Genomic DNA, 17,008 nt, shown 5'->3' with positions numbered 1-17,008 from the left:
TTATCTATAAAGGATTATCTCTTCCCGGTAATTCTTCTGTAAGTCTTTTTCCATAAATTCCAAAAACTTCACCAGCATCGCAGCAGCTTCTGCCCGGGTCATCACCTTATCCGGATTAAACCTTCCACCGGTATCTCCGCTTATCAGGTTAATTTCCCTGGCAACATACACGCTGTCTTTAGCCCAATCCGGAATTTTTTCATCATCCACAAATGAAGTAAAAAATCCCGGCGTAGGAGCTTTATGTTCAAAACCTAAAGCTCGTATAAGGATAGTAACCGCCTGAGCACGGGTAAGCTTATCTTTAGGGCCAAACAGGTCAGGAGCTACGCCGCTCATAATTCCCTTTTCAAAAGCACTTTTTACATATTTATAATCATCACTTTCCACATCCATATCCTCAAACAAAGAAACTTCCGGCTGTTTATTGCGCACGCTCACCCTTTTCTTTTTCTCAGAATCGACCCTTATATCACATGCCTTTATAACTGCCCGGGCAAATTCCACCCTGGTCATGGGAGCATCTGGAACAAAAAATGAAGAATCATCAGTAAAAACATCTAAAGAATAAAGCTTCTCTATGCTCTCCTGTGCCCAGTGACCTCTGGTATCATAAAATTTAGGCACAATAAGCCTTTCAATTTTGGGAACCATAGATTTGGAAAGCTCAACTTCCCCCCTGTTGCGCCTGCCGTCATCTATTTTCCCATCTCTAACATAAGGCAGGTCATATTCATAACGCGAATACATCTCTTGATTAGTTATCCGCATATGTCCTCCGCTGAAGCTGGCAAAATCAGCTTTATTTTCCTCATACTTCAAGGATTTGCGCATGCTGTCAGAAATATCTATCTTTACTGTTCCTTTCCAGGAAACATTTTCTGTTTCCTCATCCTCAGTTGTAATCTGGCGGTTTACGCTTATAACCTGTTCCACAATCTGGGTTAAAGTGCTCCCCCAGAAATTCGAATACCCCACCCTTCCTCCATTTATTTCTACAATCACCGTTCCTTCGTCTTTATTAATGGTATAATATTTGCGCGCAGTTATTGTTCCGGAATAAAAATCTGAAGCCGGCCTGTTATCAATCACGTCAGAAGCTGAAAACTGATAATCTTCCAGCTTATATTTGTCTTTACCCAAATCAATAGATTCTTTAAAAGAAGCCACCTCAATTGTAGCAATCGTCTGCCCTTTATCAGTGCGGCGGTCATAGCTTATCTCATAAGTAACCTGACGGCTCAGCTTTCCTTTAATGCTGCTGTCTTCCGGCCTCAAATCCAGCTTATAGCGAACAGTAGCCTCATCATCCTTTTCTTTAGTTCTCACACTGAATTTGCCGATAAACTTAATCGGCTCTCCAGATATAAAGACTATCTCTTCATATTCGTATTCATTATTAATTCCGCCTGTAATGTCAGGCATAGCTGCCCATGCCGGATAATTTATCCCCCATATCAGAGAAAAAACTAAAACAAATGCTAAAAACTTTTTTGTTCTCATAACCCTTACTCCCCAATTTTTTATTTTACTATAACTACTTTGGCATAAAAATCATCACGGACTATATAAAGCCTGTCCCCGGTTTTAAGTTCTTCCGGCAGGATTAAGCAGTTGTCTTTTATAATCATGGCTTTATCCACATTCACCCGCAGATTGGCAGTTTTCGGCATCCACTGTTCCTTAACCCCGCTCCAGTCAACCGGTTCCCTGATTTGAATTGTCCACCCCGCCGCCTCATCATTTTCAATTTCTGCTATTATTCCACCAGTTACTCTCTGTCTAAGCAAAGAATCCATATCTTCCTGTAATAGCAGGGACGATGCCCTATCCCCATCAGTCCAAATATAGGCATACCAATCCTTAAGTCCTTCTTCTTTAACCCGTTCACTATCTTCATCTACCGCATAATCTCCGGCTAAAAACTCTTCACTTGATATTAAACTCTTCTTTTTAGCATCATAGAAAAAACTATCATTATCATAATAAAGCTCCTTAACCCCGGTATATGATTCCCAGCTGTTCCCGGCCAGGAGAAAATAATCTTTAAGCCATATTTTATACTCTGCCACCTGCTCCAACCTTCCGACATACAGGTAGTGCTGGCCTAAACTGGAATTATTAATCCCCTGATTATAAATATAAATTATATTAGCCAGCCTGTTTATGCCTCTGCCATCTGCTATTACCAGGACATCATCGCCGGATGATAAAGTCATCTTATCCTGCAGTCTGCCGTCTTTTATAACTGCACTTCCCTCATGAACGGCGAAGTTGCTCTTGTTTTTTAGTTCAAACTTATCCACATACCAGTTTATATCAAGGACTTTATCCGCAACCACCGTTTCATACTGGTTCTTCAAAAAAATCCGCTCCGCTGTCTCCCTTCCCAGTATATTTTTAGTTATCACATATACATCTTTTCCCTGATAATAAGAAAGTTTGGCCTCATTTATCTTCTGTCCCCCGATAAAAGGAGCTATCCCCGTGCTGTAAGGCAAATAAAGCAGCCCGGACTGAGTCTGCCACCTGCCGTTGCGCCATATGAAAACATCGCTTAAAACCAGCTTTTCTCCTTTAAAATCAGCTGTTTTAAGTTTCCCCTTGTAAAGATTGTTTACCAGAACAGAATCCCCTTCTACTTCTAATCGGCTTATCATGCTTGAATTAATCTCATCAAAATAAAGCTTCACTTTATCCCCGGCATACAAAAGGTCGGGAGTAATAACCTTCCCTCTCTTCATTATCAAAGTAGCCGGCGAAATATAATAAATCTCTTTAGCCCCTGCATAATCCTTTAATATAAGCTGGTCATTTTCTATTCCAGAAATCATGCCCCTCCGAATTTTGCTTCCCGGAGATATATAACTGGTCCCCGCAACAGAATAGCCTTCTAAAAGGACAACCTGCTTGTCGACAATTCTAGCATAAACCTCTATTCCTGCCTTAAAATCAGTAATTTTAGCCGGACGCCTGTCAATGCTGGCTGAAAATTTCGGACTAAGACTTATGTTGAACATTTCCCCATCATAAGTTTCAACCGTTATGCTCCCACTGCTGGCAAGCTGACCATCTTTATCGGGTTCCGGCAGGCTGATGCCTGCCAGGTACCCTTCAATATACCCCTGGATGAAGGGATTTTCCGCCCCTTTGCCCGTTCCGGGAAAAGAAAGAAGAATTATAACTGCCATAATAAAGCTCAAATATTTCTTTAACATAAGCTACCTCCTGCTTCCTGCAACTGCATAACTGCCCAGCCGGTTTATGCTTTCTCCAATGCTTCCTGTCACATACTGTTCCCTTCCTACCTGTTCCCAGGTTCCTTTGTTTATATCATATCTTGCTATATAAACCCGGTTAAACCTGCGCATACCAGCTTTAGCCAGATCATAATCGAGTATAATCGACATATTAGATGCCAGATAATCAAGGCTTGTTATTTCGCTTTCTCTGAAAAATTCAGCTTTAAGCTCTAATATTTCAGACAGCTGCCCACCCCGGCTAATTCCGGGGAAGGAACTGTTCTGCTCAAAAGTAAGTTTTACTCCCGCATCACTTCGGTTGCTGTTTTCAAGAATCCGTTTTGTTCTAAAAATCCGGGGGTTGAATTTAACTGTAAAGCTGCTGCCTCTTATTTCAACATCCTTTGCATAAGAATCAGCTGCCACCCAGGCCGGAATGCTTATAACCACTTTTTTGGCTCCGGCAAGCTCTCCCCTGGTTAAATCAATCAACAGATTATTCCATTCAAAGTCGCTCGTTCCAATGGCGACATTTACTGTTTGCCCCTGTCTTTTTATCTCGGTTTTTTCTCCTAAAGCGCCGTCTTCATCTGCCTTTCCTACCTTGCTTCCAGTTATAACTTCATTGCTGGAAGCCGAGTATTTCGAAGAGCCAAAGTTGCCTACCGCAGTAACTACGAATTTATAGCTGGTGTACGGTTCTAAATCTTTGTAGATAAAGGAGGTAAAATCAGTTGAACCGGCAAATTCCGGGGTTTTATCTTCTCTTATCACATAAACCTCATATTGAGAAGCACCTTCCACCTTGTTCCAGTTAACCTTTATATAAAAGTCGGAATCGTTATATTTATCTTCTATTATTTCCGCCGTTACTCCCAAAGGCGCACTTATCTCAGGTAAAGTGTATGTCAAATCTTCATAGATATCACTGCCACCCTTATCCGGATTTATAACAATTACACCTTTAGCATCCAGCTTGCCTTTAGGAACCTTAACCGTCAAAGTTTCGCTGTCGATAAAATTCACTTCCGCTGCATCAGTTCCTGACTCTAAGACATAATAATCCAGTTCTTTGCTGGTAATTTTAGCCCCGGCGAACTCCTTAGTTTCATCTTTTACTTTATATATATCTGCTTCATCAGCAGAAGCCGTTTTTATCAAAGGAGCAAAAACTACTTTGGCTCCCGGCATAAAATCTGAACCTTTAATCTTTATTTCCTGCCCGCCGTCGGTAGAAATTTCCCGAACCCGGCTATTTTCAGCAGGATCAGAAGCAGAAACAACCGCTGTTATCTTGGGAACACTTATATATTCAAAGCCATCTTTAAGCTCAGCTGTTTCTCCGTCGGGATTCTCGATTTTAATGATGTGTTTGCCGGGAACATTATCCGGAGTTACGGCATAAACCGTCTTATAGTCTACCACCTGAACTTCGGCGGCTTCCTTTCCGCCAAAGAAAACCTTAAATGTCTTGCCTTCATAGCCTTCCATATTAGCCCGGAAATCATTTCCTTCAATTTTTACCACAGTTCCTCCGATAGCCGGCCCTTTTAAAGGTTCAGCCTTATTGAGCAGGGGTGTAGTTTCTCCCTTGGTAAACTGAATATAAATAGGCTTTTGCCCGAAAGGCATATCATCTGAAGCTGCCGTTCCCCCATCTTCATTCACCACTACCACCCGGTAAAGCTTACCTATCCGGCTCTCCTCCACAACCGGCAGATTGAAGCTCAGCTTCCCTGGTAAGGTATAAACAATATCCTGAGGAGATATAGTCATAAAATCTCCGATTAAAACCTTGGCATTTTCCCGGAAATCCTCACCTAAAATGGTTATCAGGCTTTTAGCTTTGTAGTTAATATTCAAAACTTTTATATTTTCTCCATCAACTGTTACATCTTCGGGATTTTTCCCATCCCGGGTAATATTTATAATCTTCGGCTTGCTGTCGGGATTCTTATAGGTAAAGCTGCCGCTCGCCGTTCCTCCATCCGGGTTGCAAATAACAACCGGAACCTGCCCTACCGTATAGTAAGAAGGAGTTTTAACCGTAAGCTGAGTTGAACGGATAAGCTGGGCTTCCGGCGAATAACCTCTTTCTACTATGAGCCGGCGGTCTTCCACCCTTATCTTTATCAGCTCATATCCGGTATAGCGGGTTATTCCATCTTTAGTTGAAATTAAACTTTCTACATCAATAAATTTAACCGTCCCATCATATCCATCGATAGTCCTTTCATAAATCACATCATTCTCGGTTATGCTTACCGTAAGGTTGGCTAAAGCCCCTGCCGCCCTGTATTCCACTTTAAGCCCGCCATCTAAATTTACCGTAGCCCTTCCGCTGTCTATTCTCCCAGAATCAGGCTGTTCTCTAGGTATATTTTCATTGGAAATATCGCTAAAGCGAACTAAAGGCATCTGGCGGTTTATCAATACACCGTCTCTGTATATCTGAATACTGCTATTTACAAAACCTGAACCATAAATCTCAATATTTTCCCGTCCCTGTTTGCGCCCTTCATCCGGCACAATCTTAGTTATAGAAGGATTGGAACCTTCATAGGTAAATTTAACCTTATTTGATACCCCGGAATCGTTGTTGACAATATATACATCGACCTGTCCGGCTTTTGCGGGCGGAGTTATAACTTTAATGTATCCCCGGTCAAACTCCACAATCTTTGCCATTTCATCACCAAAATATACCCGGGGCAAAATCGGGGAATTGAAATAATAGCTGTACTGGGGATGATTAAGAGATACCGGTTCCGCTTTGCTGCTGTTTTGGGTTATACTGTCCCAGGTGCCGTTGCCGTTTAAATCATTATAAGGCTCTCCTTCATCCCACAGCTGATTCCGGTTAATATCATCATAAGGCTCAAAATACCTGAAATCGCTTCCGGTGATTTCCACCACATCATTGCCGGCGGCGCTCCCTTTGGCCGGAACGATTTTAGTTATAGAAGGATAACTTCTAGGAACCACATAAATAAATCCTTCTTCCCTGCTGTCAGTTCCCCCGTCCGGATTTACTACCACTATCGGAACTGCCAGCCGGTCAGTCCCTTTATCTTCTCTGAGGTCTCCAGGATAAGCCGGCATTTTAAATGTTATCAGCGTACCAGTCGAATTAATACTTACATCTTCCGTCTTTACTTCCATTCCATTTACATATACCCGGGTCTTCTCACTTCCATTATCAATAAAGTCACTTCCTATTATTTCAACATCATACCCTCCATTTACCGACCCTTCACTCGGATTAATCTCGGTTATATGCGGCTTAGATTGGGGTTGAGTATAATAGTAAAAGCCGGCCTGGTCTTTTTTGCTGTCTTTTCTGGTATCCGGATTCATAACAGTAACATCATAATAGCCATCTGCCTCTAATATTGGAACCGTAAATAATATAGTATTGATATCCATCACCTTAACCCGGCAGCCGGTTATTACCCCATCTTCTACTTTATATAAGGTCTTGGCCTGCAGGGTAATATTTTCACTAACCAGTTCCAAAGAAGCAGTATTTATTACATTGACTTCGGTAATCCCCCCACCTTCTTTACTGGCCATTATTTTATGTGTGCCATCGCTTTCGGTTTTAACATAAAAAGTATAAATAGTGCCTGCCCCGTCGCTTAAAGTTGTCTCTCCTTTTGCATTGATATTCATAGTAAAAAACTGGCCGCCTGCACTTTCAAAAATAAGCGCATGGTAATATGAAGCAGGTTTCAAAGCCCCCTCCACAATGGCTAATATCGGTTCTGCCTTGTCGGGTGCAGGATTATAATCCTGCAGGGTAATCTTCTTCGTAGTTTCATCTATGTTGTATTCATTGACTTCAATATTCTCCAGAAACACCCGGGTTCCTATCAGTTTCAGTATGGCATCTTCCCGGGCAGTAGGGTCAGGCTTAAGGAAATTATCTCCCTTTATCATAACCAGGGTTCCGGTATTACCCTTTTTAGGAGCAAAGTCGGTAATCTTAGGATTGGTATAAGCCTTAACATATGTAAAAGGCCAGGTAGCCATACCGCCTTCCGGGTTCATAACCTGAAGCTGGGTTTCCCCTTCCCGTCCTTCAGGAGCCGTAAAAGTTATCTTCTTGCTGTCTCCCTGCCTTTCAATCCCCGGCACTTCTTCCCCATCTATAAAAACCTTCACACCTTCTGCAAAATTGCTACCTTCTATTATGATTTCTTCTCCGCCGTCAATTGTAACTACATCCGGGGTAACCTTTTCAATTACCGGCTTTTTATTATCGGGAACCAGAACAAACTCAACTAGATCCTGCGCTACATGGTGCAGTCCCAACTGCTCCGAATTGCGCACCGGATTAACTACTTCCACAAAGGTTTTACCGATAGAAGTAGAAGTAATCCGTTTGCTATCGGGAATAACAGTTATAATCTTGGTTCCAATCTCATTATCTTTACTTCCGTCAAGTATGCGCCCATCTTCGCTTAAAACATACACCTGAAGCTCAGGCTCGATATCTTTGTTGAGTTCAATTTCCCCTATCCTTATAACCGGGTAACGTGTTATTATCTGCCCATCTTTCTCAAACCGGGTAATCATAAAATTCTGCCCATGAATTGCTATCAACCGCGGCTCAGGCAGCCTATACTGATCGTCGGTTTCCTTTATTACTTCTATTTTATCAGGAACTATGTCAGTAATATTAGGCTGAATCATGCTGGGAATAAATGTATATCCGTTTTCAAGCACAGCCCGCTCTTTAAATGTATAATTATTCCCGGCTGTATCAGTAAGCACAGTAGTAGTTTCTACTATAACATCTTTAACCGGTTCAGTAGCAGCATCAGTCACCTGTGGAACATTGATGGGTAAACGATCCAAGTCCTGGGTAAAATTATAAGTATCATTGTTATATACTTCCTGAAAGGTAGCTTTATTGCCGATAATAACCGTGATCTGCCGGGTAACCTCTTTTATATCTATGGTGTTTTTATATTTACCTACATTACCCCCGGTTTTTTGCCAACTGCGAATTAAAGTTTCTCCATTATCTGAAGTAAAAGTCCTTTCCTCTGCATCGCTATACAGAGTAAAATCATTTATATTAAGGGTTCCTAAAAACTGTCCGGAGATAACTGCCGGTGAACCGGAATCAGGCCCTTCATTAGGCTGAATACTGTAAATCTTAGCTTTGTTGCTGGCATCAATTACCGTAAATATCTCCGGCAGTGAAGAAGGATCAGAATTATCCTGTCTTACTACCCATTCACTTATAACTGCTTTCATCGGATCCTCTCCGGCAGGAACCTTATTGGTCAAAACCACATAATATTCGCCAGTAGGAATATCCGGCACCTGAACGGTAAGAATATCAAGGCTTCCTTCCGCATCTGCCTTGAAAGTCGGGTTTTGCCCCCGGTTATTCGTAGTATAAGGGTCAGTTCCGTCTAATGTTTTGACAAAAAATACATCATAATCATCCAGCTTGGTAGCTCTGAAAAAGATAGTATCACCTTTTTCTCCCCGATTAGGAAACATTTCCAGGTCAGAAGAAATATCTAAATCCTGAACTAACAGGAACTGGTCTTTATAGGTGTACTTTATGTTTATCTGAGGATTAGACCGAACTACCCCGCCTACTTTCAATTCCCCGGATTGCTGTCTGGTAAAGACAAGCTGCTGCATACCGGTTTCACCGGTAGTCATGGCTATGGAAGCATTTTCTGTTTGTCCGGGAGGAACCGTAATAGCACTCTTATCAATAATCGTATTGTTTATCTTTACTTCCACATTATTAGCCTCAAGCTGGTCTAAATTAGTGCCTGTAAGGTTTACCGATGAATTAACCTTGACTTTACGGTCTATTCCGGTAAGAGAAGGCATACCCTGGCTTTCAGAAATATTTATTTCACCTGTCCCGATTATAAGAGAAGAAATCCTTATATTATCGGTAAATTCAAATTGCAAAATACTGTCCGAATTGGTTGTCCGGTTTGTGAGAGGTTTATACCCGGCTTCGTCGGTAATAACCCCTACCTCCGCATCCTGCAGGTCGGTTCCTTTTATCAATAAATAACTGCCAGTAAGGTTGCGGTCACGATCATAGGTTTTGCCGATGGTAATCTCCGCAACCGTAAAATTATCCGGGTCAAAGGCGTAAGCCGGCAAAACCGGGCTTATAATCCCGGTAAAAGCAAATATAAATAATGTCAAAAATGCTTTCCATTTCTTAAGATGTCTTGTCATCCTTAACCTCTCCCCTTTTTACGGTTCTACCAGGACAAATATTCCGCCCTGACCGGTATTGAAAGCTGCCTCTCCATTTAAATAATCCACCCGGCAAGGTATTTCATAAAGCCGGCGGTATCTTTCATCATAGCGTAAAACTTTAATTTCACCTGCATCCTGACGGTTTAAAAACATTGTCACATTAAGGTCGCTGAAGCTTATATTATCGGTATTAATCTCAATAAATTCCGACCTCAATCTATTTAAAGGAAGCTTTTTGCTTATAACCCTTACCAGTTCCGGTTCAGCTTTTCCAATTAAAATTTCAGCTTCTCCATCTCCACTACTAACCAACATATCCCTAAAAACAGCTTTAACCAGATGAGAGTCAACTTTAAATTCCCAGATTACAGGCCAACTTCTTTCGGAAAACCTTATTCTGTGAACGGCAATACTTTCCCGCATGATTTCATCAAGGTTCAAATATATATAGCTTCTTTCCCAATATGAGGACTTCAAAGTGAGGACAGCTTCACTTTTATTTACCTTCTCACGAACTTCTCCGTAATAAGTATTTTGAATCAATTCACCTTCTACCGGAGGTTCTTTATCAGCCGCCGGAACTACACTAAGCCTTCCTGCCAAAATTTCCTGGTAATTTTCATTACCGTTATTTATTACCTTAATATCATATATCCCCGCCTTAAGCCGGCTGCTTCCGGAGGGAAGGTATACCTTAAGATATTTTTCACCGTTTGCATCAGCTGCTATTTCAACCCGCGATGCTGAAATGTCATTAAATTTTACTGTAACACTGTCACTGTAAAAATAATTCCCTTTTATAATCAGAGGTTCAGCTGAATCATAATCTTCTCCAACACTGCCGGTAGAAATCCCACTTATCTGAGGAACAGCCATAGTGGTAAAAGTCCAGGTTATCGGTTCATTTCCACGGCCATTTTCATAGAATACCAGATCAGACGCAAAGCTTATTTGATAAGAAGTCTGAGGCCTGAGCTGCTTTATTGGGAGTCGTAAAACCACCTCTTTTTTGACACTGTCACGGATAAATATGTATTTATTTATAAAATCATTCTTTTCTGTTTCACTTAAACCATCTATGTAATCTAAAAGCTCTTCATCCACCACGGAAGCCTGGCTCCCGCCGGAAGATACTACCTGACAAAACCCAAGTCGTTTTATAATATCATCTGACAGCTTTAAAAGCCCATCTTCATCAACAAAAACCACCCCGACAAAATACCTTTCTTTGCCATTTATCTGGGTCGGATTAAGGCTTTGCTCGTCAAACCACTTATCAGATTCCGAATACGGAAATTTATTTTTAACCATGGGTGTGCGATATTCAAGAATCGGTTTTATAACTGCCTTTTTCCAGCCTTCTGCCGTACGCCAGGCCAAAACGGCTTCTTTTAAAGGATTATTCTGCATGTGATAGGGTTCTGCCGAATTATAAATAAACGGAACCCATATTAAATCATCTATCGAATTATAAAAATATGCGTCTCTTCCTTCCTGTTTTAAAATAAACCGCGGGCGTCCATCATCAGCCATTACATCTTCGGGAAGGGTCAACCCAACCTTGCCATAGCCCTGCCCGGTATTCTGTCCAGCCAAGGTTTCCGCATAGTTAAGGGTTAAAACACCTCCTGCCCAGGAAGGAACATTATCTTTGGTCAAAATTGTTTGAGCGTCTTTAGCCGTTAAAGTCCCGCTCTTGTTTAAAACATCGGCATAAAGCTTGCCATCAGAGCCATAAAGAACAGAAGATAGTGTCAGCGGTACACTAGAAGAAGCCGCACTACTCAAAATCTGTTCAGCCTGAGATAACGGGATAACAGCAAGCTTAGTCCAGGCTCCCGAACTGTTTTGCCAGGCAATAACCGCCTCTTTGAGGGGATTCGTCTGCCAGTTATAAGGCTTATCGGGATATTCGGTAAGAGGGATATAAAAAATTCCTTCGGAAGCATCATCAAAAAAAGCGTCATTATCTCCGGTCTTTAAGATTATTTTAGAAATATCTGAAGGCATATCAAGACGCAGATAGCCGTAACAGGTGTTTCCATCTTTGTCCATTCCAACCTGCCCAGCCAAAGTATCTGCATATCGGACTATCAAAGTGCCGGTACTAAAACTCAAAAGTTCTTCTTTGCTAAGAGCCACCCCGTCAGGAGTCTTAAGCTCCCCGGTTCCTTCTTTGACATCAAGATATAAAATGCCGGTTGTCGGATTATAATGGACAACATTAAGCTCCAGTTTATCTAAAGCAGAATTGGGCATAGCTCTTGTCAAAACTGCATCAGCTTCACTGACCGGCATTATCTCTATCTTTTGCCATCCGGTTGAAGTCCTCCAGGCAATAATCGATTTCTGAAGAGGATTAGTCAAAGGGTTGTAAGCCTTCGAGCTGTCGGGAGTAAGAGGAACAGAAAAAACTCCTCCGGACAAATCAGTATAAAAAACAGCCGGATTATCCCCTGTTTTTACTATAAAGCGGTAATTCCCGTCAGCAGGCACAACATTAGATGGCATGTTGAGCAAAAGGCACCCGTAAACCAGTTCAGTTGTTGACTGTTTCTGCGCTGCTAAAAGATCGGCATAATTAACTGTTGCTTCACCTGTTTTCCAGGTTAAAACCACATCTTTGCTCAGAAGTCCGCCTTCACTGTCCCTTATTAATTCAGTTCCTCCAAATTCGCGCAGGATAAAGCCGTCACTGTTATAATGCTTGCTGTTTAAGTAAAGCTGCCCAGCATAAGGAAAAGCCTCTGCTAAAACTTCATCAGCCGAAGCCGCCTTTGCTTCCCCTGTTTTAAAATTAACGATTGAAAATAGAAATAAAACAAAAAATACTATTGCTGCAACCTTTTTCTGCATAAAACCTGCTCCTTAAAAACTTAAATATTTCTCTAATATCTTATCGGCTAAAACCTACTCTAACTTTACTCTTCAATCTCATCTTCCTCGAACCTTTTCATATCATCCTCTATTTCTTCCAAAGCCCTCACAACCAGTGGATCAAAAAGGGTTCCGGTAGCTTTCTTTATCACTGCCATGCCCAAATCATGATTTACTTCCTCACCTTCTCGATTTATGTAAACTACTGCATCATAAACATCTGCCACCGCTATTATGCGGGAAACAAAAGGAATATCATCATATTCCAGCCCTTCGGGAAAACCACTCCCGTTATATCTCTCATGATGGTAAAGTATCGCCTTTTTCACCTCTCCCAAAATTCCTTCATCCGGAAAAAGCTCCGCCCCATAAACCGGGTGCAGGTCAATTTCTTCTCCCTCTTCTGATATGTTTCGCCCTATATCATGAAAAAGAGCAGCCCAGGATAAAACTTTCATTTCCTCTTCATCCAATCCCAACTTTTGCCCGAGAAGGAGTGAAATTTTCTGTACCCTTTTGCCATGCCCCTCAAACACAGGAGTACCTTTTTCCAAAGCCAGCATTAAAATGCCCAGCAAATTATGATAAAACTCCTGCTCAACTTCCCTTATCTTTAAATATTTTTCATGTCTTCCTGTTTCATCCACCCAACACTTTAAAACCTGTACATCATGAGAACTAAAATATCCTTTACTGCTGTTTACAAAACATATAAAATCGCTTATTTTCTCTTCTTTAGGCAAAGGTAAAACCAACAGCGAATGTATCCTCCCATTTTTATTTACCTTTTTTAGCTCCTTGCGGTTGTTAATCACAAATCCCTGGCCTTCCTTTATTCTTTCCTCATATTCTGAATACAAAAATTCAATATTCAAATCCGATAATTCCTCTCTTCGGGAATAATAAAACATCTGCTCACAATCAGCCAATTGCAATAACCACTTATCAAAAATATATCTGACATTTTCAGCCTGATTCAGTGATATTAAATCCTTATAAGCCCGTAAAAGTATTCGAAGCGCTGCTATCTCCTGCGATGATTTACTGTTTAAAGCTATATAGTAAGTGGTAACTAATCCTCCAAACAGAATAATTCCTGCCCAAATAAAAACAGACAGCTCATACGCCACTGCCAATTGCACCAACAGAGTAGTTACTACCGCTCCTGCAAAAACTATCTTTCTCGTCTTCATGTTTTTCCTCACTTTCCATTTGCTACCCTTATTTTCTCCTTCACCTTACAAAAATCCTACCTTAAATTCCAGGAAAAAATAAGAAATCAAAAGACTTTCATATTGTTAATTATAAATAAAATAAAACACCGCTTTTAAAGATAAGCATCCTAAAAACGGTGTTTTCCCTGTAAATTCTCAATTAACCAAAACAAATTGATAAAAAATTATTATCATTTTATTTTATTCAAGTTTGAAACGGTCAATTGAAGATTTTAACATCTCTGCTACCTGACTTAAGCCTCTAACAATCTCATTAAGGTCATCAACCATCTCTGCTACTACTCCGGCTGCATCTCCTATTTCAGCAGCCCGGGCTGCACTGTGCGAAACTACTAATGCATTTTCCTCAATAGCCTTAGTAGTTTCCTCAATTGAGGCTGCCAATTCACCCGCAGAACGGTTGAAATTTTCCATAAGTACCAATACAGCTTCTGCATCCTGTTCATATTTATCAGCAGTTTGCACCATCGAATCATAATCAGAAATTATACGCTCATTTAAAAACTCCAGTATAAAAGAAGAATCATTTATTAAGCCCTCTACGGAAATACTTGCTTGCTGTATAATCTGCTGTATTCCTCCAGCTATTTGTGAAGATTCTTCAGCCAATTTGCGTATTTCCTCTGCTACCACAGCAAAACCTTTACCCTGCTCACCCGCCCGGGCAGCTTCTATAGCTGCATTAAGAGCCAGCAGATTAGTCTGCGAAGCTATTCCTGAGATCTGTCCAGCCATGCTCTTTACTTTTTCAATGATTTTTGCTTCTCTGATAGCCTGTTCCAGTTTGGAACTGCGTTCATTAATCATATCCAATGCTTCCTGGCGGGTTTTGAGGGACTGTTCACTCATATTCTGAGCATTTTTCTTTACCTGTTGTAACTGTTCAGTCCCTGACTTGGTTTGTGTGCTTATATAGTCAGCAGCAGCCTTTATATTTTCTGCAACTGCATTCACTTCCTGAGTAGAAGCAGAAGCTTCTTCCATTCCGGCTGATATTTCTTGCGTAGCGGATACTATTTCATGGGTTTTTTCCCTAATATTAAAAGTCTTCTGTGCTATCTGTTCAGATACATCTGTACTGTGATTAGCTGCATTACTGGCCTGTTTTAATACTGAAGCGAGCTTTACAGCCATATTATTAAGCATATTGGCCAATAACTGCATCTCATCTCCAAAAGTTTTTTCCACCTTATGTCTGAAATCACCTTCAGCTAAAACAGACGATAATGCAGTAAGCTCTGAAATTTCTCGATTTATAACTCGATTGAAAAGCATCGAAATAAGAAAAGTTATCAATATAGAAAGGATTATTATAAAAATAGTATTATACGCAGCCTTTACAATTTCACTCATTTGTTCCATATAATTATACTGGAATATAAGTTGCCAACCCGTATCACCCAATCTCGCCGTAGCTAAAAAAACATTTTCATCACTAACAGCAGACCTCCTGATTTCCGTTAATTCTTTTCCCTCTCTTAAAGATTCGACAACCTTTGAAGCCAAGCTGTCGCCAGAAGATTCCAAAAGTTCAAATAAATTGCCTTGCAATCCCGCTTTTTTCGAACCTGCTATAATATCCCCACTTTGATCAACAAGCAAAACTAAACCTTTTTTCCCTACATCTACTTCATTAACCATATTTTTTAAATAATCCAGAGAAATATCCGCACCAGCCACACCAATCAAATTTCCCTCTCGGTCTTTTACCGGGACAGTAATGGATACCAACATCTGGTTATTAGCTCCCGTATCCATGTAAGGTTTGCTTATGACTAATCTGTCCTGTCTTATAGGATCATGAAACCATGCCATATTAGGATTATCAGCATCAAAATAATCATAATCCGCATAATCTAAATACAAACGCTTGGCTTCAGCTCCATCATTCACCCATAATAAACAATTATATTTTTCCCCTGGTACATAATTTTCTCTCAAAGCTACATAAGCATTAAGCAGAAATTTGTTACTACTGGCCAAATCATGTAAGTAACTGTTCCACTTGTCCAGATTCTCTAATGGATCATCCCCCATCTGGCTGACAATTGCTATCGGCATAGAAGTTACTATCCCAATTGCATCTTTTAGAGGTGCATAGCTCTTATCCGCCTCAACCTGTGCACTCAACGAACATCTCGCTAACACTTCTTCTTCCATATCAGCCGCTGAATAATTGAAATTATAAATACTTACAGCCGCTAAAATAACTATTATAAAGGAAAAATTCCCTGTTAATTTCCATTTCATAGAGTAACCTATATAATCTAAAAGTCGACTCCCGTCTTTACCCTGATTAAAAATTATTGCCTCGGCTTCTTCAGGGGTAAGTAAAACATCTCCCCCCACAACCCCGATAAAATCACCAGACGAATCATAAATAGGGACAGTTACTGATATAGTCCAACTATTAGTAGCTCCTTCATCAAAATAAGGATCTGTAATATGTAAACCTTGGTCTTTTATTGCCCCATGATACCAATCCATATTAGGATCAGCAGCATTAAAGTAATCATATTCATTGTAATTAATTTCAAGCGGTTCTAAATGGTTCCCCTTTCTTATATATCCTGGACAATGATAGCGTTTTCCCGGAATATAATTTTCACGAAAAGCAAAATACACATTCATCATAAAAGGGTTGGTTTCAGCAATAAATTTTATAAATTTTTCTATCTCCGTCACTGTTTCCTCTGGATTAGAAGAAATAAGCCCCTGTACTGAAGCAGGCAAACCTTCGACTAATCCTTTCGCCATTTCTACGGGTGTTGTTACCGAAAAATATTTTTCCAACAATTTGACTAAATAATTTGATGTTAAGAAAGCACAGAGATTGGCACAGCAAAAGCCTATAATCAAACTAAACAGCGAATTGAAGGCAAATTGGTAAAAATAAGTCTTTCCCTGCAGCAAAAGATACAATGAAGCCAAAAAAACAGGAAGAAAAGAGGAGAACAAAACTAAAAAAAGCATCCAGCTGGGAATGTTTTTATACTTCCATTTCTTATCCCCTTGGTTCATGTATTCAAAAACATTTTTCATAACCTTATAAAAAGCTATACTACTGAGAATAATTATCGGGAATACCAAAATTACCGCAATTACAAGCAAATCTTTAAGTAGTTTCCCCTCATAATGACATAAAAATATACTACCCAAAAGCATCATAATTAAAGTTAAAAATACACTCAACACGAAAATCATCAACATATTTTTACGTTTCATAGCAATATCCAAAATATCGCCCCTCTTATCATAGATTAATAATTTAAATTAATTTTCCACTATAAAAATCCCCCAAGTTCCCTCTCCTGTCCTGCTAACTATAATTACGTGATGACTACCAACCGCGATCCTGCATCCTTTCTTCCGGTTTTATAGTGCTTATATCTATTCCTACCATCG

The 17,008-nt window shown here is 40.3% G+C and carries 6 protein-coding genes; all 6 read right to left on the bottom strand.

Going from position 1 to position 17,008, the window contains the following annotated elements; all coding sequences use genetic code 11:
- The 6 genes from H0Z36_RS00030 to H0Z36_RS00005 all read right to left on the bottom strand — a co-directional run bounded on the left by H0Z36_RS00030 (position 1) and on the right by H0Z36_RS00005 (position 16,828).
- Positions 1–1,503 (bottom strand): S-layer homology domain-containing protein, encoded by a 1,503-nt coding sequence (locus tag H0Z36_RS00030; protein WP_296862684.1) that lies wholly within the window; start codon positions 1,501–1,503, stop codon positions 1–3.
- Between the two features lie 20 nt (positions 1,504–1,523).
- Positions 1,524–3,218: a hypothetical protein gene (locus tag H0Z36_RS00025; RefSeq protein WP_296862682.1), complete on the bottom strand. Its 1,695-nt coding sequence runs from the start codon at positions 3,216–3,218 to the stop codon at positions 1,524–1,526.
- A gap of 3 nt (positions 3,219–3,221) precedes the next feature.
- Positions 3,222–9,467 (bottom strand): IPT/TIG domain-containing protein, encoded by a 6,246-nt coding sequence (locus H0Z36_RS00020; protein ID WP_296862680.1) that lies wholly within the window; start codon positions 9,465–9,467, stop codon positions 3,222–3,224.
- 18 nt (positions 9,468–9,485) lie between these two features.
- Complete coding sequence (locus H0Z36_RS00015) at positions 9,486–12,347, bottom strand: hypothetical protein (protein ID WP_296862679.1); 2,862 nt, start codon at positions 12,345–12,347, stop codon at positions 9,486–9,488.
- A gap of 65 nt (positions 12,348–12,412) precedes the next feature.
- Positions 12,413–13,561, bottom strand: a complete 1,149-nt coding sequence (locus H0Z36_RS00010; protein WP_296862678.1) for an HD domain-containing phosphohydrolase — start codon at positions 13,559–13,561, stop codon at positions 12,413–12,415.
- A 222-nt stretch (positions 13,562–13,783) separates the two neighbouring features.
- Complete coding sequence (locus H0Z36_RS00005; protein WP_296862677.1) at positions 13,784–16,828, bottom strand: methyl-accepting chemotaxis protein; 3,045 nt, start codon at positions 16,826–16,828, stop codon at positions 13,784–13,786.
- Positions 16,829–17,008 lie beyond the last annotated feature (180 nt).

It is taken from the genome of Thermosyntropha sp. (genome assembly GCF_017656155.1).
Taxonomy (GTDB): domain Bacteria; phylum Bacillota; class Syntrophomonadia; order Syntrophomonadales; family Syntrophomonadaceae; genus Thermosyntropha.
This window is presented reverse-complemented; position numbering and strand designations above follow the sequence as displayed.

Excerpts from the sequence above, each read along its gene's own strand:
- H0Z36_RS00030 (WP_296862684.1), bottom strand. The coding sequence starts at position 1,503 with ATGAGAACAAAAAAGTTTTTAGCATTTGTTTTAGTTTTTTCTCTGATA.
- H0Z36_RS00025 (WP_296862682.1), bottom strand. The coding sequence starts at position 3,218 with ATGTTAAAGAAATATTTGAGCTTTATTATGGCAGTTATAATTCTTCTT.
- H0Z36_RS00020 (WP_296862680.1), bottom strand. The coding sequence starts at position 9,467 with ATGACAAGACATCTTAAGAAATGGAAAGCATTTTTGACATTATTTATA.
- H0Z36_RS00015 (WP_296862679.1), bottom strand. The coding sequence starts at position 12,347 with ATGCAGAAAAAGGTTGCAGCAATAGTATTTTTTGTTTTATTTCTATTT.
- H0Z36_RS00010 (WP_296862678.1), bottom strand. The coding sequence starts at position 13,561 with ATGAAGACGAGAAAGATAGTTTTTGCAGGAGCGGTAGTAACTACTCTG.
- H0Z36_RS00005 (WP_296862677.1), bottom strand. The coding sequence starts at position 16,828 with ATGAAACGTAAAAATATGTTGATGATTTTCGTGTTGAGTGTATTTTTA.